The organism is Clavibacter michiganensis (assembly GCF_002151125.1).
Classification (GTDB): domain Bacteria; phylum Actinomycetota; class Actinomycetes; order Actinomycetales; family Microbacteriaceae; genus Clavibacter; species Clavibacter michiganensis_C.
Genome location: NZ_MDJZ01000004.1, coordinates 118,867 through 139,337, shown reverse-complemented (window position 1 = coordinate 139,337; position 20,471 = coordinate 118,867). Strand labels below are relative to the sequence as shown.

General features: G+C 73.4%; 17 protein-coding genes. 9 read left to right on the top strand and 8 right to left on the bottom strand.

What is annotated here, in order from left to right:
• The first annotated feature begins 25 nt into the window (after nt 1–25).
• The gene (locus BFL37_RS01975) at nt 26–2,113 is read left to right on the top strand and encodes a S9 family peptidase (RefSeq protein WP_086513494.1); all 2,088 of its coding nucleotides are present in this window, start codon (nt 26–28) and stop codon (nt 2,111–2,113) included.
• Complete coding sequence (locus tag BFL37_RS01970; protein ID WP_086513493.1) at nt 2,110–2,583, top strand: NUDIX hydrolase; 474 nt, start codon at nt 2,110–2,112, stop codon at nt 2,581–2,583. The genes BFL37_RS01975 and BFL37_RS01970 overlap by 4 nt, the downstream gene beginning before the upstream one ends.
• 114 nt (nt 2,584–2,697) lie before the next feature.
• Here BFL37_RS01970 and BFL37_RS01965 read toward each other — a convergent pair whose 3' ends face one another.
• The 8 genes from BFL37_RS01965 to zapE all read right to left on the bottom strand — a co-directional run bounded on the left by BFL37_RS01965 (nt 2,698) and on the right by zapE (nt 12,528).
• Complete coding sequence (locus BFL37_RS01965) at nt 2,698–3,570, bottom strand: SDR family oxidoreductase (RefSeq protein WP_086513492.1); 873 nt, start codon at nt 3,568–3,570, stop codon at nt 2,698–2,700.
• Between the two features lie 142 nt (nt 3,571–3,712).
• Nucleotides 3,713–5,722 carry an endo-1,4-beta-xylanase gene (locus BFL37_RS01960; protein WP_086513491.1) on the bottom strand — a complete coding sequence of 670 codons (2,010 nt, stop codon included), beginning with the start codon at nt 5,720–5,722 and terminating at the stop codon, nt 3,713–3,715.
• 169 nt (nt 5,723–5,891) lie between these two features.
• Entirely contained in the window at nt 5,892–7,193 is a 1,302-nt protein-coding gene (locus BFL37_RS01955) for an endo-1,4-beta-xylanase (RefSeq protein WP_086513490.1), read from the bottom strand.
• 147 nt (nt 7,194–7,340) lie between these two features.
• Complete coding sequence (locus BFL37_RS01950) at nt 7,341–8,171, bottom strand: putative protein N(5)-glutamine methyltransferase (protein WP_086513607.1); 831 nt, start codon at nt 8,169–8,171, stop codon at nt 7,341–7,343.
• Nucleotides 8,172–8,209: 38 nt separating this feature from the next.
• Nucleotides 8,210–8,641 (bottom strand): MarR family transcriptional regulator, encoded by a 432-nt coding sequence (locus tag BFL37_RS01945; RefSeq protein WP_086513489.1) that lies wholly within the window; start codon nt 8,639–8,641, stop codon nt 8,210–8,212.
• A 213-nt stretch (nt 8,642–8,854) separates the two neighbouring features.
• Entirely contained in the window at nt 8,855–9,694 is an 840-nt protein-coding gene (locus BFL37_RS01940) for an aldo/keto reductase (protein WP_086513488.1), read from the bottom strand.
• Nucleotides 9,695–9,926: 232 nt separating this feature from the next.
• On the bottom strand, nt 9,927–11,213 hold the full coding sequence (locus BFL37_RS01935; protein WP_086513487.1) for an ammonium transporter: 1,287 nt from the start codon (nt 11,211–11,213) through the stop codon (nt 9,927–9,929).
• Nucleotides 11,214–11,463: 250 nt separating this feature from the next.
• A complete protein-coding gene (gene zapE / locus BFL37_RS01930) occupies nt 11,464–12,528 on the bottom strand; it encodes a cell division protein ZapE (RefSeq protein WP_086513486.1) in 1,065 nt (354 codons plus the stop codon).
• Nucleotides 12,529–12,697: 169 nt separating this feature from the next.
• On the opposite strand from zapE, the gene BFL37_RS01925 reads away from it, so the two are divergent.
• The 7 genes from BFL37_RS01925 (at nt 12,698) to BFL37_RS01895 (ending at nt 20,427) form a co-directional block, all read left to right on the top strand.
• Complete coding sequence (locus BFL37_RS01925; protein ID WP_086513485.1) at nt 12,698–13,609, top strand: sulfurtransferase; 912 nt, start codon at nt 12,698–12,700, stop codon at nt 13,607–13,609.
• Nucleotides 13,606–14,046, top strand: coding sequence for a SufE family protein (locus BFL37_RS01920; RefSeq protein ID WP_086513484.1), 441 nt, complete (start codon nt 13,606–13,608; stop codon nt 14,044–14,046). The genes BFL37_RS01925 and BFL37_RS01920 overlap by 4 nt, the downstream gene beginning before the upstream one ends.
• Entirely contained in the window at nt 14,043–14,789 is a 747-nt protein-coding gene (locus BFL37_RS01915; RefSeq protein ID WP_086513483.1) for a dihydrofolate reductase family protein, read from the top strand. The genes BFL37_RS01920 and BFL37_RS01915 overlap by 4 nt, the downstream gene beginning before the upstream one ends.
• A 91-nt stretch (nt 14,790–14,880) precedes the next feature.
• Nucleotides 14,881–15,477: a DUF3000 domain-containing protein gene (locus tag BFL37_RS01910; RefSeq protein WP_086513482.1), complete on the top strand. Its 597-nt coding sequence runs from the start codon at nt 14,881–14,883 to the stop codon at nt 15,475–15,477.
• A gap of 56 nt (nt 15,478–15,533) precedes the next feature.
• Complete coding sequence (locus BFL37_RS01905; protein WP_241533811.1) at nt 15,534–17,021, top strand: ribonuclease D; 1,488 nt, start codon at nt 15,534–15,536, stop codon at nt 17,019–17,021.
• Nucleotides 17,022–17,092: 71 nt separating this feature from the next.
• Entirely contained in the window at nt 17,093–18,301 is a 1,209-nt protein-coding gene (locus tag BFL37_RS01900) for a thiolase family protein (RefSeq protein WP_086513481.1), read from the top strand.
• Nucleotides 18,298–20,427: a 3-hydroxyacyl-CoA dehydrogenase NAD-binding domain-containing protein gene (locus tag BFL37_RS01895; RefSeq protein WP_086513480.1), complete on the top strand. Its 2,130-nt coding sequence runs from the start codon at nt 18,298–18,300 to the stop codon at nt 20,425–20,427. Before BFL37_RS01900 ends, BFL37_RS01895 begins: the two co-directional genes overlap by 4 nt.
• The last annotated feature ends 44 nt before the right edge of the window (nt 20,428–20,471 follow it).

Genomic DNA, 20,471 nt, shown 5'->3' with positions numbered 1-20,471 from the left:
ACGGCCCGGGGCTAGGCTCGATCCGATGAAGACCACGGATCTCGACCTCCTCACCTCCGTCTCCCGCCCCGCCGTCTCGCCCGACGGCCGCATCGCCGTCGTCTCGGTGACGCGCCCGCGGGTGCACGCCGACGCGTACACCGGCCAGCTGTGGGAGGTGACGACCGACGGATCCGCGCCCCCGCGCCGCATCACGCGCGGCTTCCGCGACACGGCCCCGCGGCTCTCGCCCGACGGCACCGTGATCGCGTTCCTCCGGGCCGAGCCGAAGGGTCCGCCGCAGCTGCACCTCGTCCGCGCTACCGGGGGAGAGCCGGTCGCCGTCACCGACGAGCTGCTCGGGGTCGGGGCGTTCGACTGGTCGCCCGACGGAGCGCGCATCGTCTACGCCTCCCGCATCGCGGAGCCCGGGCGGTACGGCAGCGTCGAGGGCGTGTCGGCCGCTGCCGAGCCCGCGCGCCGGATCACCACCACCAAGTACCTGGCGAACGGCCTCGGCTGGTCGACCGACCGGCACGTGCAGCTGTCCCTGGTCGAGGTCCCGGACCTCGACGCGGAGCCCTTCGTCGCCGCGGCGCCGTCCGGGTATCCCGACGCCGCCGACCCGGCCGTCCGCGGCGAGGGCGCGGACGCCACGCCGTCCGCCGCCGAGCGCGCAGGCGTCCCGCCGGTCGTCCGCCTCACCGACGAGCCCGTCGACCATGAGGCGCCGCGGTTCTCCGCCGACGGATCCGAGGTCCTCTTCGTCGCCTCGCGCCACGAGGGCCGCGACGACGACCTGCTCTCCGGCGCCTACGCCGTCGCCGTCCCCGCGCCCGGCGAGGTCGTCGCGGCCGTGCCGGATATCCGCACCGTGGTCTCGCACGAGGCGGGTCTCGGCATCGGCGAGGCCGTCTCCGTCGAGGGCGGCCGCGTCTACCTCCTGGCGCAGGACCTGGGGGAGTCGGGCGTCGACTTCGTCGCCCGCAACACCGCGCTCTACGTGCTCGACGCCGACGACGACGCCCCGCGCGCGCTGACGGACGCCGAGAGCGTCGACCTCGGGGGCAGCTCCATCACGGTCGAGGACCGCGACGCCGTCCTCGTCCTCAACGCGTCGCGCGGCACCGTGCAGCTGCTGCGCGTCACCTCGGACGGCGCCGTCGAGGCGCTCGTCGACGACCAGGTGGAGATCACCGGCGTGGGCGTCGGGGGAGGGGCCGTCGTGGTGGCCCTCACCGACCCGCGCACGCACGGCGACCTCGCGCTCGTCCGCACCGACCGGGCGCCCGACGCCGGATCCGCCCTCGTCGCGCTCACCGACTTCTCCGCGCGGCTGCGCGAGACGGGGATCCGCCCGCTGCACGAGCTCGTCGTCGAGGGCCGCGACGGGTACCCGGTGCACGGCTGGGTCGTGCTGCCGGAGGGGGAGGGGCCGCACCCGGTCCTCCTCGTGATCCACGGCGGGCCGTACGCCGCCTACGGCGTGCACCTGTTCGACGAGGCGCAGGTCTACGCCGACGCCGGCTACGCGGTGCTCCTCTGCAACCCGCGCGGCGCCGCCGGCTACGGCCAGGCGCACGGCCGCGTCATCAAGGAGCGCATGGGCACGGTCGACATGCACGACGTGCTCGACTTCCTCGACGGCGCGATCGCCGTGCACGACTCCATCGACGGATCCCGCGCCGGCATCATGGGCGGCTCCTACGGCGGGTACCTCACCGCCTGGACCATCGCGCACGAGCACCGCTTCCAGGGCGCCATCGTCGAGCGCGGCTTCCTCGACCCGGAGCTGTTCACGGGCACGTCCGACATCGGCACGTTCTTCGGCGAGGAGTACACGGGCCACGACGAGGCCACGCGTCGCACGCAGAGCCCCCAGGCGGTCGCCCACCAGGTGCGGACGCCCACGTTCGTCGTCCACTCCGAGGACGACCTGCGCTGCCCGCTGTCTCAGGCCGAGCGGTACCACCTGGCGCTCGTGCGCGCGGGCGTCGAGACGGAGATGCTCGTCTTCCCGGGCGAGGACCACGAGCTCAGCAGGTCCGGACGACCGCGTCACCGCGTGCAGCGCTTCGAGGCGATCCTCGACTGGTGGGCCCGGCACCTGCCCGTCGGCGGCGACGCACGATGACCGACGAGGAGGTCGTGCGGCACGTCCGCGACACCGCGCGGATCCTGCTGGTCGACGAGCGCGACCGGCTCCTGCTCTTCCTGACGAACTACTCGACGGACGTGGACCTTCCGCCGCGATGGCTGACGCCCGGCGGCGGCATCGACCCGGGGGAGTCGCCCGCCGAGGCGGCCCGCCGCGAGCTCTTCGAGGAGACCGGCCTCCGGGTCGAGTCGGTCGGCGATGCCGTCTGGGAGCACGACTACGAGCGCGTCCGCATCGACGGCGGCCTCGACGTCGGGCACTCGACGTTCTACCTCGTGCGCGTCGACGCGTTCGCGCCCGTCTCGGACAACTGGATGCCGGACGAGTTCGACGACATCCACGCGCACCGCTGGTTCGCGCTCGACGAGCTCGCGGCGACGGCGGATCCGGTCGAGCCGGCCGAGCTGGTGCACGTCGCGCGCGAGGTGCTGTCCCGGACCGCCTGAGGCGGCCTCCTGCGCGCCCCTCTCCGGTCGTCGGCGTGACACCGATAATGCACATTATGTCATGTAAGTCGTTCACGCCCCTCTTGGGGCGGACGTCCCCCGGTCGGGCCCCGCTCAGGCGCGTCCCGCGGATCGGCCGGTCGTCGCCGCGAGGAACTCCGCCAGGCTGGTGGGCCGCCGCCCGAGGAGCCGCTCGACGTCGCCGCTCACGTGCCCCATCTCGCCGGCGGCCATCGCCGTGTAGGTGCTGATCCACGCGTCGAGCTGCCACTCGGGCGCCTGCCACACGGCGCGGGATGCCCGGGCCTCCTCGAGGGTCTCGTCCCGGTAGGTCACCGTGCGCCCCTGGGCGGCGGCGACGGTCGCGGCGATCTCCGCCATGGTCAGGGCCTCCGGCCCGGTGAGCTCGTAGGTGGCGCCGGCGTGGGCGCGCCAATCCCCGAGGATCGTCGCCGCGACCTCGGCGACGTCGGCGCGCGTGACGGCGGCGACCCGCCCGTCGCCGGCAGGACCGCGGATCACGCCGTCGGCGCCGACCAGCTGGCTCACGAAGTCGATGTAGAACGCGTCGCGGAGGAACGTCCAGGCCATGCCGGACGCGCGGATCCTCTCCTCGGTCGCGTGGTGGTCGCGCGCCAGCGTGAAGGTGGCATCCGGCGCGGCCCCGGCGAAGGACGTGTAGACGACGTGCCGGACGCCCGCCTCCGCCGCCGCGTCGACGAACGCGACGTGCTGCGCGAGCCGGTGCTCGTCCTCCGCGGCCGACACCATCAGAAGCGTCGACACGCCGGCGAGCGCCGCGACGGAGGCCGCGTGATCCCCGTAGGCCACCTCATGCACGGTCGCGCCGGGCAGCGCGGGTGCGCGGGACGGCGTGCGCGCGAGGAGACGCTGCGGGAGCCCGGCGCCGGCGAGCATGCGGGCCACCGCTCCCCCGACGGCGCCTGTGACGCCGGTGACGGCGATGTCGTCGGTCCGCGTGGTCATGGTGGTCTCCTCCCCCTGCCGCGGCGGCCGACCGTCCAGGTGGGATCCGGTGCCGTGCGCGGTCGCTCGACCCATCCTCGCGCGTGACGCGGCCCCCGTCCCGCGAGGAGGCGGGGGCCGCGTCGTGTCGTGCGTCAGCGGATCACGAGCCGGCGCGCGTCACGATCACGTCGAAGGTGCTCGTCCGGACGTTGCCGGCCCGGTCCTTCGCGGTGCAGGTGACCGTGGTGGTGCCCACGGGGAAGATCCCGCTGCGCGGCGGCGCGCACACCACCCGCACGTTCCCGTCGCGCGTGTCGATGGCCGACGGCAGCGCGTACGGGACGCGCACTCCGGTGTCCTTCGTCGCGACCGCGGTGATGTCGTCCACGTCCGCGATGCGCGGCGCCGAGAGGTCGGCGGGACGTGCCGGCAGCCTCTTCGCGTCGACGATGCCCCAGTAGGCGGGAGCCGCCTGCAGGTCGTCGTCGAAGGGCAGCGGCTGCTCCCACGGACGCGCGATCGGCCACGTGCGCAGCCAGCTGCGCGCGTTGCTGACACCCCAGAAGGTGACGGAGTCGATGGACGCGGCCTGCTGGCGGATCATCTGGAACAGGTCGCGGTAGTAGTACCCCACCTCGGCGCCGGCCTGCGCGTCGTCGGAGTAGACGGGCGTGTACGGGTCCTGGGGCGCGCCGCTCACGTCGGCGCCCTCGTTCTGGTTCGACGCGTTGACGTCGAGCTCCGTGATCGCCTGCAGGAGGCGCGTGTCGATGCGCTCGACCGCGCGGATGGAGTCGCGCAGCCACGAGACGGGCCGGGCGAAGTCGACGTGCGCCTGGTGGCCCACGCCGTCGATCGGCACGCCTCGGGCCACGAGCGCGGAGATCAGCTCGAGGTAGTCGGCGCGCTTCTCGGGCAGCTCGGTGTTGTAGTCGTTGATGAACAGCTTCACGCCCGGGAAGTGGGTCCGCGCCAGGCGGAAGCCCTCGTCGACGAAGCCCTCCCCCAGCACCTGGTACCAGCGGCTGTCGCGCATGTCGTGCGCGTTGTCGTTCGGGCCGTCGTCGATGACCTCGTTGACCACGTCCATCGCCCAGATCGGGCTGTCCCCGTCGGGGTAGCGCGCGGCGATGTGGTCGGCGATGCCCGTCACGTGCGCCTCCATGCGCGCCTTCAGCAGCGCCTGGTCGGCGGGGCTGTCGGTGAGCGGGCGGTCGCCGTCGAGGAAGAACCACGCGGGCGTCTGCGAGTGCCAGAACAGCACGTGGTAGTAGACCTCCGTGCCGGACGCGTCCGCGAAGTCGAGCAGCTGGTCGAGCTGCGTGAAGGTGAACTGCCCCTCCACCGGCTGGATGCTCTCCGGCTTGCCGCTGTTCTCGGGCGTGAACGCGTCGAACTGGCGGCGGACGAGGTCCGCCCCCGCGCCCACGGTCTCGCGGCCGTCGATGGCGACGCCCACGTGCTCGATGCCGCGGGCGCCGAGCACGTCCTTGAGCGCGGGGATGTCGGTCTGCACGGGCGTGTCCACGGCCTCGCCCAGCTGGAAGTCGTCGAGGAGGAAGTCGGCGCCGACCGTCCCCTCCACGTAGACCTGCGCCCTGTCGACCGGGCCGCCGAGCGTGTAGGTGCCGGTGAGCTCGGTCCAGGCGTCGGCGGTGACGCGCGCGGCGGCGCCGGCGACCCCGTCGTAGCCGCTGCCGCCGCCGGTGTCGCGCTGCACGGAGACCTTGAGCGACGCGGGCTCCTCCCCCGCGGCCAGGCGCGCCCACACCGTGACCTGGACCTGCTGGCCGACGGCGAGCGCGCTCGTCACGTCGAGGGCGGCGCCGTGCCACTCCATCGTGCGGTCGGTCACCAGCAGGCTGCCGAATCCCGTGTGCGCGATCGTGCTGGGCGCGATCGCGACGCCGTCGCCGCGCGGGCTCCAGTCGTCCGTGCCGGACTCGAAGTCGGATCCGATGCCCGCGGGACCCGCGGCGTCGGCGGCCTGCGCGGACGGCGCGGCCAGCGCCCCGGCGCCGACGACGAGGCCGAGCGCGGTGAGGACGGTGATCCCCCGGCGGCGGGCGGGACGGGTGCCGCCGGAGCGGCTGCGGTCGGACCTGCCGCGGTCCGGGCGAGGAGGGCTGGCGTCCGCGGACGCGGACGGGCTGGTGCGGGGAATGCTCATCGTCGAACACCTCTCATGTGCTCCGACGTCGGTGTCGGATGCTCGCACCGTATGCACCCTCCCCTACGGGGGGCAAGGTATTCGAAAACCTTTGTTGTGCGTGACAACGAACGCGGAGCGGCCCCCGTCCCCGGCGAGGACGGGGGCCGCGGTCGGCGTGTGGCGCGGATCAGGCCTTCGGCAGCGGCGGGCGGGCCGGGAGCCGGCTCGGGTCCACGATGCCCCAGTAGGCGGGCATCGCCTCCTGGTGGACCCCGAACGGGAGCGGCTGCTCCCAGGGCTGGTCGATCGCCGGGCTGTGCAGCCAGGTGCGCGAGTCGTCCGATCCCCAGAAGGTGACCGAGTCGAGGTCGCCGGCCTCCTGTCGGATCATCGTGAACAGGTCGCGGTAGAACCAGCCGACGGCCGCGGCCGTGTCGTCCGGGTTCGAGTAGATGGGCGACGTGTGGTTCCGGTTCTGGCTGTCACCGGTCGCGGCCGCCTGCGAGGCGCCGACGTCGAGCTCGGAGACGGCCTCGAGGAGGTCCGGGTCGAGCGCCTTCACCGCGTGGATCGTGGTGCGGAGCTCCTCGATGTCGCTGCGGAGGCCGACGTGGCTCTGCTGCGACACGCCCTCGACCGGGATCCCCCTCTCCAGGAGGTCGGAGATCAGGCCGAGGTAGTCGGCGCGCTTGCTCGGCACGTCGGTGTTGTACTCGTTGATGAAGAGCTTGACGCCCGGGAAGTACTTCTCCGCGAGCTGGAAGCCCTCATCCACGAAGCCCTCGCCCAGCACCTGGAACCAGCGCGTGTCCTTCATGTCGTGCGGGTTGCGGGTGGGGCCGTCGCCGATGACCTCGTTGACGACGTCCATCGCCCAGATCGGGCTGTTCCCCTTCGGGTAGCGGGACGCGATGTGGTCGGCGATCGCCTTGACGTGCGCCTCCATGCGCGCCGTGAGCAGCGCCTGGTCGGCGGGGCTGCTCGTGAGCGGCCGGCCGTGGTCGAGGAAGAACCAGGCGGGCGTCTGCGGCATCCAGAAGTCGACGTGGAAGTACATCTCCATGCCGTGGGCGTCGGCGAAGTCGAGCAGCCTGTCGATGCCGGTGAAGTCGAACCGCCCTTCGACGGGCTGTATGGCGTCCGCCTTGCCCTCGTTCTCCGGGGTCATGGCGTTGAAGTGGCGGGCGATGAGGTCGGCCGAGGCGCCCTGCACCTCTCCGCTGCCCATCGCCACGCCCACGTGCTCGATGCCGGCGTCGCCGAGGACGTCCTTGAGGGCGGGGACCTGCATGCCGGGGACGGGCGTGCTCGGTGCGGCCGCGGATGCGGCTCCGGCCGGGACGCCGACGGCGACGGCGACGGCGGTGAGGACGGCCGCGGCCGACGCGAGGGCGGCGAAGCCGCGGCGGGGGCGACGGCGGGCGCCGCGGTTCGGGAGGGACGGTGTCGTGCGGGGCGACGCGTCGGGACGGGATGGGGTGGGGGTCACTGGTGCCTCTCGTACGCGGATGGGACACCGCGACCCTAGGGAGGACCGTCCGGGCGGCGAGCGGGTTGTGGACAGGAGGCAACGACGTCCGCGGCGATCCCCGGACGCTTCGCGCATCACCGGGGCGCGGGACGTGGGCCCGTTCGCTCAGCGCCGACGCCGGCCGATCACGACCCGGGTGCCGTCGTCCTCGTCGTCCTCGTCGTCCGCCGCCGCGGCGGACGGGTCGGCTCGCGCCTCGAGGCCGGCGGCGGCGAGCGTGTCGAGGGCGGCATCGAGCTGCGCGTCCGCGACCTCGACGAGGAGGAGCCCGTCCGGCGCGAGCCACGCGCCGCTGGCCTGCGCCACGCGTCGGAGCACCTGGAGCCCGTCGGATCCGCCGTCGCGGGTCGCCTCCGGCTCGTGCACGCGCGCCTCGGGCGGCATGAGGTCGAGCTCGCCGTGCGGCACGTAGGGGACGTTGGCGGCGAGGACGTCGATCCGGCCGCGCAGGTGGTCGGGTAGGGCGTCGAGCAGGTCGCCGCGGTGCACCTCGACGCCGCGCGGCACGAGGTTGCGCGCGGCGCAGGCGACCGCGACCGGATCCACGTCGGCCGCGTGCACGGCCGCGCCCGGCACGTCGTCCGCGAGCACGGCGGCGATGGCGCCCGATCCGCAGCACAGGTCGACCACGACCGGGGCGTCGGCCGCCCGTGCCGCGGCGACGGCCGCTCCAGCGAGCCGTTCGGTGCGGCGGCGCGGCACGAAGACCCCGGGCCGCACGATGATCCGCCGCCCGGCGAACGCCGCCCAGCCGAGCACGGTCTCGAGGGGCTCCCCCGCGACGCGCGCCGCCGTCATCGCCTCGAGCTCCGCCGCGCGTGCGGCGCCGTGGTCGCGCGGGTCCGCGTCCGGGTGGCGGTCCGTCGCCTCCGCGAGGAGCAGCGCGGCCTCCTCCTCCGCGAAGACGCAGCCGGCGGCCCGCAGACGCGCGACCAGCTCGTGGGCGCGCCCGTCGTCGTCGGCGTCGTGCGCGCTCAGATGCGCTCCGTGCCGCCGAGGTGCTCCAGCAGCGCCGCCGCGCGCAGGAGGTCGTCGCCGTGCACGGGTGGCTGCGCGCGCTGCGCCGCCTCCTCGAGCCACTCGGCGCGTGCCGCGCGGACGCCGTGGAGGAGAGCCCGTCCCCCGTCGGAGAGGTGCAGGTAGGACCCGGCCGCGTCGTCGGACTCGAGCACGAAGCCCTTCTGCATGAGCGACGCGAGGCTCGGCACCGTCGCGGCGCGGGCGGTCCGGGTGTCGAGCGCGAGCGAGGCGCGGTCCATGCGCTCGGTGCCCGAGAGCCGACGGAGGATGAGGATCTGGACTCCGGTCAGCCCGTCCCAGCTCGCGTCGACGGACGTGTCGATGCGCTCCGACACCGAGCTGAGCGCGTCGGCGAGGCGGGCGTGCGGGAGGGTGGGATCGGTCACGGTGCTCCTGACGATGGGCCGCGCTCCGAGCGGGACCGAGGCTCGGCCTCCGGCTTGAGGGAGCGTCGTGTGGCTCACGCTAGCCCCTCCGGCTCCGCGCCCGACGTGCGAGGTCTGCGGGAGGGCGGCGGCGGGCGGGTGGCGCGGACGCGACGACGCCCGCCTCGGCGGGAGCCGGGCGGGCGTCGCGGTGCCGGCGTGCCGGCGGGTGGATCAGGACGGGAACTGCGTGAAGTCCGCCGTCGCCGGGTCGGCGCCGAGGCGCGTGCCGGACTCGAGGGTGTCGATCTCGGCGAGCTCCTCGACCGAGAGCTCGACCTCGATGGCCTGGAAGTTCTGGACGATGCGCTCCGGCGTGACCGACTTGGGGATCACGATGCGGCCCTGCGCGAGGTGCCAGGCGAGGACGATCTGCGCGGGGGTGGCGTCGTGCTCCTTCGCGAGGCGCGTGACGATCTCCGACTCCAGGTCGGCGCCCTGGCCGAGGGGGCTGTAGGCCTCGACCTCGATGCCGCGCTCCACCGAGAAGGTGGAGAGGTCGTGCTGCTGGAACGTCGGGTGCACCTCGATCTGGTTCACGGCGGGGACGACGTCGGTCTCGGCGGCCAGCTTCTCCAGGTGCTCCGGGAGGAAGTTGGACACGCCGATCGCGCGGATGAGGCCCTCGGCGTGCAGCGCCTCGAACGTCTTCCAGGTCTCGACGTACAGGCCGTGCTTCGGGTAGGGCCAGTGGATGAGGTAGAGGTCCACCGCGTCGACGCCGAGCTTCCGGCGGCTGTCCTCGAAGGCGGTCCGCGCGCTGTCCGCGCCCTGGTCGCCGTTGCGGAGCTTGGTGGTGATGAACAGCTCCTCGCGCGGGATGCCCGTCGCCTTGATGGCGGCGCCCACGCCCTCCTCGTTGTAGTAGCCGGCTGCGGTGTCGATGTGGCGGTAGCCGGCCTCGAAGGCGCGCTCGACGGCCTGCTGCGTCTCGGCCGGAGGGGTCTGGAAGACGCCGAAGCCCAGCTGCGGGATGGTGACGCCGTTGTTCAGGGTGATGAGGGGGGATGCCATGTGCTCTCGTCTTCTTCGTCTCGATGGTCACGGAGGGCGGGAGGTGCCGTCGTGCGCACCTCACCGCGTCCCTCCACCGTACGCCCGGCCCGCACGCCAGGGTCGTGCGGAGACGGCCGCTCCGCGGAGCGCGAACACGCGGATCGGGCCCGATCCCGCGTCCGTGGCACGACGAACGGGCGCCGCCCTCTCGCGAGGTGCGGCGCCCGTCGTGGTCGACCGGTCGAGCGGGTCAGCGGCCGGAGGTCTCCAGCACGTAGCCCTCCTCGCCGTGGACGATCGTGTCGATGCCCGCGATCTCGTCCTCGTTCTTCACCCGGAAGCCCATGGTCTTCTGGATGATCGTGCCGATGACGTACGAGAGGACGAACGAGTAGATCAGCACCGCGAAGGCGGCCAGGGCCTGCTTGCCGAGCTGCTCGAGCGAGCCCGAGTACACGAGGCCGACGTCCGTGGCGAAGAAGCCGATGTACAGCGTGCCGATCAGGCCGCCGATGAGGTGGATGCCCACCACGTCGAGCGAGTCGTCGAAGCCGAGCTTGAACTTCAGCTCGATCGCGACGGCGCAGACGGCGCCGGCCACGAGGCCCAGCACGATCGCCCAGGTCGGCGAGAGCGCGGCGCAGGCCGGGGTGATGGCGACGAGGCCCGCGACCGCGCCGGAGGCCGCACCCACCGAGGTGGGCTTCCCGTCGCGGATCTTCTCGACCACGAGCCAGCCGAGGATGGCCGCGGCGGGGGCCGCGATGGTGTTGAGGAACGCGATGGCGGCGATGCCGTCGGCCGCGAGCTCCGAGCCCGCGTTGAAGCCGAACCAGCCGAACCAGAGGAGCCCGGCGCCGAGGAGCACGAACGGCGGGTTGTGCGGCACGTGCATGCCCTTGGCGAACCCGACGCGCTTGCCGAGGACGAGCGACAGGGCGAGCGCGGCGGCACCGGCGTTGATGTGGACGGCCGTGCCTCCCGCGAAGTCGATGGCGCCGACGTTGTAGGCGATCCATCCGCCGTCGACCGTGGATCCGTCGGCGACCGTGAAGTTGAAGACCCAGCTGGCGACGGGGAAGTAGACGACCGTGGCCCAGATGCCCGCGAAGACCATCCACGCGCCGAACTTGGCGCGGTCGGCGATGGCGCCGCTGATGAGGGCGACGGTGATGATCGCGAACGTGGCCTGGAAGGCGGCGAACGCGAGCGTCGGGTAGGCGCTCGTCTGCTCGCCGAGGGCGGCGGTGTACGCGTCGCCGAGGCCGAGCTGGCCGAGGTCGATGCCGAGGACGCCGTCGATGCCCACGAAGCGCGGGTTGCCCGCGGCGCCGTCGGGGCCGTTCCCGAACGTGACCGCGTAGCCGTAGAGCACCCAGAGGAGCCCGATGAGGCCCATGGCCCCGAAGCTCATCATCATCATGCTGATGACGCTCTTGGCCTTGACGAGTCCGCCGTAGAAGAACGCCAGACCCGGCGTCATCAGGAGGACCAGCGCCGCGGCGATCAGGAGGAAGGCGGTGTTGCCTTGATCCATGGTGTTTCACCTCTCGTAGGTCGTGCAGGGGTCGGACCGGACGAAGGCGAGCTGCCGCCCGTGTGGTCGGGAGGTTCGGCGCGAGCCGGATGCCGGGTACGCGTCCAGTGTCCGGGGACGAGGTTTCGCCGGCTCGCCGGACGTGTTTCGGGCGCGTTACACGGGCCGCGCTGGTGTGAACATCGTGTTTCCGCGGGCGGCGGGGATGCCCGCGAGGACGCCCGATCCAGGCACGGCGGAGCGCCGTGGGCTAGAGGTCGCGCCCGGCCGCGGTGAGCGAGATGAGCCGCGAGATCGCCCGAAGGTACTTCTTGCGGTAGCCGCCGGCGAGCATCTCGGCCGAGAACGCCTCGTCGAACGGCGTGCCCGACGCGAGCAGCGGGATCTGCGCGTCGTAGACCCGGTCGACGAACGCGACGAAGCGGAGCGCGTCGGTCTGGCCCTGCAGCTGGGTCACGTCGCGGAGCGCGATCGCGTCGACGCCCTCGATGACCTTGACGTACTTGGAGGGGTGCAGGCGGGAGAGGTGCGCGACCAGCTCGGGGAAGCCGTCCAGCGTCACGGAGAGGCCGCCGGCCTGCGCGGCGTCGGCGCGCGCGTCGAGCTCGTCGGCGCCCACCGTGACCGCGTGGCCCTCGGAGGCGCGGCGGCGGTAGTCGAGCCCGTCGATGCGGACGGTGTCGAACCGGTCGCTCATGGCCTGGATCTCGCGCAGGAAGTCGGCCGCGGCGAAGCGCCCCTCCCCCAGGGCGTTCGGCGGCGTGTTGCTGGTGGCGGCGATGCGCGTGCCGTCGGCCACGAGGTCGGACAGGAGGCGCGTCATCATCATCGTGTCGCCCGGGTCGTCGAGCTCGAACTCGTCGATGGCCACGAGCGTCGCGCCCCGGAGGATCCCGACGGCGCCCTGGTAGCCGAGCGCCCCCACGAGCGCCGTGTACTCGATGAAGGTGCCGAAGTACTTGGGTGTCGGCATGGCGTGCCAGAGCGACGCGAGGAGGTGCGTCTTGCCGACGCCGAACCCGCCGTCGAGGTAGACGCCGGGCTTCGGGGCCGGTGCCTTCCTCCGGGAGAAGAGACCGCCGCGGGATCCGGCGCGGTCGCCCGAGAACGCCCGGAGGAGATCGACCGCCTGGGCCTGGGTGTCGTAGTCGGGGTCGGGTCGGTACGTGTCGAAGCGCGCCTCGTCGAACTGCCGCGGCGGCACGAGGTGCGCCGCGATCTCCGCTCCCGTGATGCTCGGCGAGCGCCCGACGAGGGCGCCGGGCCCCGCGCCCCGCGCGTCGTCTCTCCCGGATCCGAGCTCGGCGTTCGTCACAGGTGGGTCTCCGGCTGTCATGTGGCGGGATCGGGAAGGTCCCGCGCAGCGCGAACCGTTACCGTTGAGGGTGGTCGACGCGCGGCGCTCAGCGCCCGCGGGACACCCACCAGACTAATCCGCGTCCCACCCAGCGCGGCCCCCGCGGCCGCGAGATCAGGAGAGCCCCATGGCCGTCGAGCCGGACACCACCCCCAGGTTCGCCGAGTACGCCCACCCGGAGCGCCTCGTCAGCGGCGACTGGCTCCAGGAGCGCCTCGCGGACGGCGCGCTCACCCCCGGCCTCGTGGTCGTCGAGTCCGACGAGGACGTGCTGCTCTACGAGACCGGCCACATCCCCGGCGCGGTGAAGCTCGACTGGCACACCGACCTCAACGACCCCGTGCAGCGCGACTACGTCGACGGCGAGCGCTTCGCCCAGCTGATGTCCGAGCGCGGCATCGCGCGCGACAGCACGGTCGTCATCTACGGGGACAAGAGCAACTGGTGGGCCGCCTACGCCCTCTGGGTGTTCACGCTCTTCGGCCACGAGGACGTCCGCCTGCTCGACGGCGGCCGCGACAAGTGGATCGCCGAGGGCCGCCCGGTCACCACGGACCAGCCCGAGGTCGCCCCCGCCGAGTACCCGGTCGTCGAGCGCCGCGACGAGGAGATCCGCGCGTTCAAGGACGACGTCCTCGCGCACCTCGGCAACCCGCTCATCGACGTCCGCAGTCCGGAGGAGTACACGGGCCAGCGCACGACCGCGCCCGCCTACCCCGAGGAGGGCTCGCTCCGCGCCGGCCACATCCCCACGTCGCGGAACGTGCCGTGGGCCAAGGCCGCGGCCGAGGACGGTTCCTTCAAGACCCGCGCCGAGCTCGACGCGGTGTACCGCGAGGGCGCGGGCCTCGGCGACGGCGACGACGTCGTCGTCCTCTGCCGCATCGGCGAGCGCTCCAGCCACACGTGGTTCGTGCTCACGCACCTGCTCGGCTTCGAGGGCGTCCGCAACTACGACGGGTCGTGGACCGAGTGGGGCTCCGCCGTGCGCGTCCCCATCGTGCAGGGCACGGAGCCCGGGGAGCTGCCCGCCCGATGACCGGATCCCCCGAGCTGCCCGCGGCGCTCGCCGAGATCCGCGACGACTTCCTCGCGCTCGAGCAGCGCGACCGGCTCCTCCTCCTGCTCGACTTCAGCAACGAGCTGCCCGCGCTGCCCGAGCGGTACGCCGAGCACCCGGACCTGCTGGAGCGGGTGGAGGAGTGCCAGTCGCCCGTGTTCATGTTCGTCGAGGTCGTCGACGGCGACGTGCACGTGCACGCGCAGGCACCCGCCGAGGCGCCGACGAGCCGCGGGTTCGCGTCGATCCTCGCGCAGGGCCTCGACGGGCTCCCGGCCGACGACGTGCTCGCGGTCCCGGACGACTACCCGTCCACGATCGGGCTCGACGCCGCCGTGTCGCCTCTGCGCATGCGCGGGATGACGGCGATGCTCGGCCGGGTCAAGCGGCAGGTGCGCGAGCGGCTCGCGGGATGAGGATCACGCGGGTCCTCCCCGTGCCCGGGGCAGGCGACGGGGACGCGTCGCGCGGCCTCGACGACGACGGCTCCCGGGAGTGGCTGGAGGACCTGTACCGCCCGGCGTCCGCCGACCACGTCCGCCTGAACTTCGTGGCGTCGGTGGACGGCAGCGTCATCGGCGCCGACGGGTCGTCCGACAGCCTGAGCAGCGTCGTCGACCGCCGGATCCTCGGCGTCATCCGCGAGGTCGCCGACGTCGTGCTCGTGGGCGCCGGCACGGTGCGCGCCGAACGCTACGTCCTCCCCCGGCGCACCCCCCTGGCCGTGGCGACGTCGTCGGGCGACCTGGAGGGGCACCGCTTCGACCCGGATGCCTCCGCCGGCCGCCTCCTCGTCCTCTGCCCGCCGGAGGCACGCGACCGCGCCGTCGCGACGCTCGCCGGCGTCCCCGCCGAGATCGTGTCCGTGCCGCTGGGCGCCGCCGCCGACGGACGCTTGGGAGGCGACGTCGTCGTCGACGCCCTCCGCGCCCGCGGGCTCACCGGCGTGGTCTGCGAGGGCGGGCCCGCGCTCGCCGCCTCGCTCCTGGCCGCGGGTCGCGTCGACGAGCTGTGCCTCACCACCTCGCCCGATCTCGTGACGCCGCTGACGCCGCTCGTGCCCGCGGGCTCCGGCGTCCAGGCCTCGATGCGGCTCGACCAGCTGCTCGTGGACGACGACCACCGCATGTACGCGCGCTGGGCGGTCCGGCGGGGCTGAGCGCCTGGTCGTGCCGTCACCGCGGGCCGTCCGACGGCCCCGCCGCGGCGTGGCTCCCGGCGGCGGCAGCGACGGACCATAGTCTGCACACGTGGTAGAAACCCGTGACAGCGCCGAGGATCCGCCCGAGTTCCGCGCGGCGCTGGACGCGCTGCGGCGTGCCACGACGCGGTCCGAGCTCGTGCTGACCGAGATCCCGTCGCCGTCCAACAACCTGGCCCCCTACGCCGTGGCGCTCGCCGCCGACGTGTCGCCGTCCGGTCATGCGTCCGACTCCGAGCTCGGCACCGGCCGCTTCATCCTGCTGCACGACCCCGAGGAGCCGGACGCCTGGGGAGGCGCCTTCCGCATCGTCTGCTTCGCGCAGGCTCCGCTCGAGACGGACATGGGCACGGATCCGTTCCTCGCCGACGTCGCGTGGTCCTGGCTCGTCGACGGCCTCGCATCGCGCGGCGCCCGGTACTCGGCGCCGTCGGGCACCGCCACCCGGATCATCTCCACCGGCTACGGCGAGCTGGCCCGCCAGGGCAGCGGCGCCAAGATCGAGCTGCGCGCCTCGTGGACGCCCGCGGACTCCGACGTGACCGCCCATGTGGAAGGCTGGGGGGAACTACTGTGCATGCTCGCCGGACTGCCTCCCGCGGGCGAAGGAGTGACACTGCTATCAGCGCGACGCACCCGGACGTGAACGCCCCGTCCGACACCCCCGACCCCGACGCGACCGGCGCGCGACGTCCGACTCCCGTGAGCGGTCTCGAACGACCGGCCATGGGCGCGTCGCTGTTCTCCGACGTGCCGGGATCCACCGCCACGGACGCCGTGACGGCACGCACCCGCACCCGCACCCGGCGGGGGGCGCCCGACGCGGATGCCGTCGCCCCGGCACCCGGCGCAGCAGCGGTCGACGCTCCCGCGGACGAGGGGCGACGTGCGGCACGGTCCGCTCGACGGCCCGCGCGCGCGCCCGAGGCGGCAGCGGCAGCGCCGTCCGCGGACGCCGCCCCCGACAGGCCCGCCCTCCGCGAGGCCGCGGCCACGGGGGATCTCACCGTCATCGACACGCGGGAGGGGTACCTCCGCGCCGTCGAGGCGATCGCGCAGGGCACGGGCCCCATCGCCGTCGACGCCGAGCGCGCCTCGGGCTTCCGCTACAGCCAGCGCGCCTACCTCATCCAGGTGTTCCGCCGCGGCGCCGGCACGTTCCTGTTCGACCCGCCGGCCGTCGGCTCGTTCGCGGAGCTCGACGAGGTGATCCGCGACGTCGAGTGGGTGCTGCACGCCGCCAGCCAGGACCTCGCCTGCCTCCGCGAGGTCGGCCTCGACCCGCAGCGCATCTTCGACACCGAGCTCGCCTCCCGCCTGCTGGGCCTCCCCCGCGTCGGCCTCGGCACCGTGGTCGAGGAGCTGCTCGGGATCCACCTCGCCAAGGAGCACTCGGCCGCCGACTGGTCGACCCGTCCGCTCCCCCGCGCCTGGCTCGTCTACGCCGCGCTCGACGTGGAGCTGCTCGTCGACGTGCGCGACGAGATCGCCCGCCGGCTCGAGGAGCAGGGCAAGACCGCCATCGCCGAGCAGGAGTTCGCCGCGACCATCGCCAAGGAGGCGAAGCCCGCGCGGGTGGAGCCGTGGCGTCGGCTCAGCGGCCTGCACGGCGTGCGCGGCGGCCGCAACCTCGCGGTCGCCAAGGAGCTGTGGGAGGCCCGCGACGCGTACGCCCGTGAGGTCGACACGAGCCCCGGCCGCCTCGTCCCCGACGGATCCCTCGTGGCCGTCGCGCGCGTCCTGCCGCAGACCAAGCGCGACCTCGCGGCCGTCCGGGAGTTCTCGGGACGCGCGAGCCGCAGCGAGATCGACCGCTGGTGGGCCGCCGTCGAGCGCGGTCTCGCCGCGACGGAGTTCCCGCAGCTCCGCGGCACGGGCGAGACGATGCCGCCGCCGAAGGCCTGGGCCGACAAGGATCCCGCCGCCGACCGGCGCCTCAAGCGCGCCCGCGTCGCCGTGCAGGAGGTCGCGACCACGATGGCCGTGCCGCAGGAGAACCTGCTGACCCCCGAGGTGCTGCGTCGCGTCGCCTGGACGCCTCCCGCGGAGCTCTCCCCCGAGGCCGTCGCCGTGGCCCTGGAGTCGTGGGGTGCGCGCCCGTGGCAGATCGAGGCCACGGCCGTGCCGGTGGCGGCGGCCTTTGTCGATGCGGACCAAGCCGACGACGCGACCGACGACGGGGCCTCGTAGGAACAGTCAACGGATTCGGCTCGCCACCGGCCTCTCCCTAGGGTGGGGGAAATCGATGCGAGGAGGCGTCAGTGGTCGAGAGAGCCGAAGTCCATTTCGTGGACGGGGTCCGCACCCCGTTCGGACGAGCGGGTGAGAAGGGCATGTACTGGCGGACCCGCGCCGACGATCTCGTGGTGAAGGCCATGATCGGCCTGCTCGAGCGGAACCCCCAGGTGCCCAAGGACCGGATCGACGAGGTCGCCATCGCGGCCACGACGCAGACCGGCGACCAGGGCCTCACCCTCGGCCGCACGGCTGCCCTGCTGGCCGGGCTCCCGCGCTCCGTCCCCGGCTTCGCCATCGACCGGATGTGCGCCGGCGCCATGACGAGCGTCACGGCCACCGCGGGCGGCATCGCCTTCGGCGCCTACGACCTCGCGATCGCGGGCGGCGTCGAGCACATGGGCCGGCACCCGATGGGCTTCGACGCGGATCCGAACCCGCGCTTCCTCGCGGAGCGCCTCGTCAGCCAGGACGCGCTCAACATGGGCAACACGGCCGAGCGGATCCACGACCGCTTCCCCGCGCTCACCCGCGAGCGCGCCGACCGGTACGCCCTCGCCAGCCAGCAGAAGACGGCGCTCGCCTACGCGGCCGGGAACATCCAGCCGGACCTCGTGCCCGTCGCCACCCGCTCCGACCAGGGCTGGGGCATGGCGACGCGCGACGAGGCGATGCGCCCCGAGACAACGCTCGAGGGCCTCGCCGGCCTCCGGACCCCGTTCCGTCCGCACGGGCGGGTGACCGCGGGCAACTCGTCGGGCCTCAACGACGGCGCGACCGCCGCCCTGCTCGCGAGCGGCGACGCCGTGAAGGAGCTGGGCCTCGCCCCCAAGATGACCCTGGTGTCCTTCGCGTTCGCCGGCGTCGAGCCCGAGATCATGGGCATCGGACCCGTCCCGAGCACCGAGAAGGCGCTCCGCAAGGCCGGCCTCACGATCGACGACATCGGGCTCTTCGAGCTCAACGAGGCCTTCGCCATCCAGGTGCTCAGCCTCCTGGACCACTTCGGCATCGACGACGCCGACCCGCGCGTCAACGAGTACGGCGGCGCCATCGCCGTCGGCCACCCGCTGGCCTCCAGCGGCGTCCGGCTGATGAACCAGCTGGCGCGCCAGTTCGAGCAGCACCCCGAGGTCCGCTACGGCCTCACGGCGATGTGCGTCGGCCTCGGCCAGGGCGGCAGCGTCATCTGGGAGAACCCGCACTACACCGGCAAGAGGAAGAGGAACAAGTGACCGACACCAGCCGCTTCCGGGAGCTCGTGGCGCTCGATCCCGACGAGGTCGTCACCCACTCGTTCGTCCGCGACGTGCCGCTGCCCTCGGGCGGGGTGCTCGCGCTCGTCACGCTCGACAACGGGCGGGACCACACCCGGCCGTCCACCCTCGGTCCGGCCACGCTCCTCGAGCTCGCCGATGCGCTCGACCGCCTCGCCGCGCGGGCGGCCGCCGGGGAGATCCGCGGCGTCGCGATCACCGGCAAGCCGTTCATCCTCGCGGCGGGCGCGGACCTCAGCAAGGTCGGCGAGATCCCCAGCCGCGAGGTCGGCCGCCAGATGGCGCAGCTCGGCCACGACACCCTCGGCCGGCTGCACCGCCTCGGGGTGCCGTCGTTCACGTTCATCAACGGGCTCGCCCTCGGCGGCGGGCTCGAGATCGGGCTGAACTCCGACTACCGCACGGTCGACGAGTCCGTCCCCGCCGTCGCGCTGCCCGAGGTCTTCCTCGGCATCATCCCCGGCTGGGGCGGCGCGTGGCTGCTCCCGAACCTCATCGGCATCGAGAACGCCCTCAAGGTGATCATCGAGAACCCGCTCAAGAACAACCGCACGCTCAAGGCCTCGGACGTCATGGACCTCGGCATCGCCGACGCGTCGTTCCCGTCCGCGTCGTTCCTCGAGCAGTCGATCCGCTGGGCCGACGGCGTCATCTCCGGCGCGATCGAGGTCAAGCGCCCGAACGCGCCCGGCCGCCTCGAGCGCCTCGCGAAGTGGGACGTCGCCATCGGCATCGCCCGCAGGTCGCTCGAGCAGCGGATCGGCACGGTCGCGCTCTCGCCGTACCGCGCGCTCGACCTCCTGCAGGCCGCGAAGCGGAGCACGCGCGAGGAGGGCTTCGCCGCCGAGGACGAGGCCCTCGCGGACCTCATCTCCGGGGACCAGTTCCGCGCGAGCATCTACGCGTTCGACCTCGTGCAGAAGCGCGCGAAGCGCCCCGCGGGAGCGCCGGACAAGGACCTCGCGCGGCCGGTCACCAAGGTCGGCGTCGTCGGGGCCGGCCTCATGGCGTCGCAGTTCGCGCTGCTGTTCGTCCGGCGCCTCCAGGTGCCCGTCGTCATCACGGACCTCGACCAGGCGCGCGTCGACGCTGGCGTCGCCGGGATCCACGGGGAGATCCGGAAGCTGGCCGAGAAGGGGCGCGTCTCGCCCGACGAGGCCAACCGGCTCACGGCGCTGGTCACGGGCACGACCGACAAGGCCGACTTCGCCGACGCGGACTGGGTCATCGAGGCCGTGTTCGAGGAGCTGGGCGTCAAGCAGGAGGTCTTCGCCGAGATCGAGCGGCACGTCTCCGAGACCGCGATCCTCGCCACCAACACCTCGAGCCTCTCGGTCGAGCGCATCGCCGAGCGCCTCCAGCACCCGGAGCGCGTGGTGGGCTTCCACTTCTTCAACCCGGTCGCGGTCATGCCGCTCATCGAGGTCGTGCGCACCCCGCAGACCACCGACGAGACGCTGTCGACGGCGATGCAGGTCGCGCGGAAGCTCAAGAAGAACGCCGTCATCACGCGGGACACCCCGGGCTTCGTGGTCAACCGGATCCTCGCGAAGGTGCTGGGCGAGGCCATGCACGCGGTCGACACGGGGACGCCCTTCGAGGTCGTCGACCGCTCGCTCGCGCCGTTCGGCCTGCCGATGACGCCGTTCGAGCTGCTCGAGCTCGTGGGCCTCAAGGTCGGCGCGCACGTGCTCGACACGCACCACGCGGCGTTCCCCGACCGCTTCTTCGAGAGCCCGAACCTCCACCGGCTCGCGGATCTCGGACGCATCTACGCGCGCGACTCCAAGGGCCGCCCCACGGGCTTCGACAAGGAGGCCGTGCGCATCGTGAAGGGCGGCAGCGATCCGATGACCGCCGAGCAGATCCGCGAGCGCGTCGAGACGGGCCTCGCCGACGAGGTGCACCGCATGCTCGAGGACGACGTCGTGCACGCGGCCGAGGACATCGACCTGTGCCTCATCCTCGGTGCGGGGTACCCGTTCCAGATGGGCGGCCTGACGCCCTACCTCGACCGCGTCGGGGCGAGCGACCGGGCCTTCGGCGACACGTTCCACCACCCGCCGATCCGCGGCGTCGCCTAGCGCGGGACCGCACGGCGAAGGGCCCGGCCGTCACGGCCGGGCCC

Excerpts from the sequence above, each read along its gene's own strand:
- BFL37_RS01960 (WP_086513491.1), bottom strand. The coding sequence starts at position 5,722 with ATGAGCATTCCCCGCACCAGCCCGTCCGCGTCCGCGGACGCCAGCCCT.
- BFL37_RS01925 (WP_086513485.1), top strand. The coding sequence starts at position 12,698 with ATGGCCGTCGAGCCGGACACCACCCCCAGGTTCGCCGAGTACGCCCAC.
- BFL37_RS01920 (WP_086513484.1), top strand. The coding sequence starts at position 13,606 with ATGACCGGATCCCCCGAGCTGCCCGCGGCGCTCGCCGAGATCCGCGAC.
- BFL37_RS01965 (WP_086513492.1), bottom strand. The coding sequence starts at position 3,570 with ATGACCACGCGGACCGACGACATCGCCGTCACCGGCGTCACAGGCGCC.
- BFL37_RS01935 (WP_086513487.1), bottom strand. The coding sequence starts at position 11,213 with ATGGATCAAGGCAACACCGCCTTCCTCCTGATCGCCGCGGCGCTGGTC.
- BFL37_RS01975 (WP_086513494.1), top strand. The coding sequence starts at position 26 with ATGAAGACCACGGATCTCGACCTCCTCACCTCCGTCTCCCGCCCCGCC.
- BFL37_RS01940 (WP_086513488.1), bottom strand. The coding sequence starts at position 9,694 with ATGGCATCCCCCCTCATCACCCTGAACAACGGCGTCACCATCCCGCAG.
- BFL37_RS01970 (WP_086513493.1), top strand. The coding sequence starts at position 2,110 with ATGACCGACGAGGAGGTCGTGCGGCACGTCCGCGACACCGCGCGGATC.
- BFL37_RS01915 (WP_086513483.1), top strand. The coding sequence starts at position 14,043 with ATGAGGATCACGCGGGTCCTCCCCGTGCCCGGGGCAGGCGACGGGGAC.